The organism is Shewanella sp. 10N.286.45.A1 (assembly GCF_041470405.1).
GTDB lineage: Bacteria > Pseudomonadota > Gammaproteobacteria > Enterobacterales > Shewanellaceae > Shewanella.
The window spans coordinates 1-953 of sequence record NZ_JBFRMK010000267.1; the positions used below are offsets into that span (position 1 = coordinate 1).

At 46.0% G+C, this 953-nt stretch carries 1 protein-coding gene; it reads right to left on the reverse strand.

The window, feature by feature from the left end; all coding sequences use genetic code 11:
• Positions 1-953, reverse strand: a 953-nt coding sequence (locus AB4238_RS18070) for an IS4 family transposase (RefSeq protein ID WP_372034702.1), incomplete at both ends; no start/stop codon positions are given.

Consider the following 953-nt stretch of genomic DNA (forward strand, 5'->3'; position numbering starts at 1 on the left):
CCTGGAGTTGAGTATGGCAATCCTACAAGCAGCCTTAAGACATGGGATAGCGAGCCATTAAAGCTAAGTTGATAAGGCAAGTAATCACCTTTTAATTGATGACACATGCTGACCATTTGATATCGGACTAGGTTATAAGTCAGTAAAATTCCCCACAACTCCTGCTTTACCAGTTCAGGCAAGCGGCTTCTCAATGTTAAGCGATTACCTAACATATATTGCTTTTGCTCTCGATAACCGAGCTCTATCTCCCACCTGTGCCCATATAAATCTCCTATGTCTTCTTTTGGAAAACGTAATGGGTCAGTCATGGAGGTCAGTATCTTGTATTCTTTACCTTTAATCATTCGCGTGACGAGGCGAGCCTCAAGCTCATCAGATAATTCAGGCCAGAGTTTACGTGCTCGTGGGTTACTGCTTAGTTTGACGATTTTATCATTTCGCCCTAAAGAGCGGAGCACGTCGAATTGGACGTTCTTTTTCAATGGAATGAGCCAGTGGCGCTCCTCACCCGTTGTCTGCCACTTATGCAGCAACCCTAGCGAGTAAAAGCCTTTATCAAACATGGTGAGGCTGTTATTAGGCGTTGAGTCTATGAGCTTTTCTGCTAACGTCATTTCATTAACTGCATAGTCGTCAAAGGCACTTGCTGTTATGAGGTGACTACTGAGCTCCATCTGGCAGACCATTCTGACTTGTGGATATTGAGTGCCTTTCTGTCTAGTGAAGGCTTCTGAGTTGGCTGGGGTATCTTCAGTTCTCCACACGACACCATCAACACCTAATAGTGTCAGCCCATTCCATGTGGGGTGCTTCGCTTCACGGTTCCAGTGGGCTTGGGTGCAATTAAACAGGGCTTCCATGGCCGCATCACCCAGCTTTTTACGTCGCTGTATGACAGCACTTGGAGCGACAAAAGGCTTGCCTTCACGGTCGACGATATCAAGCATATT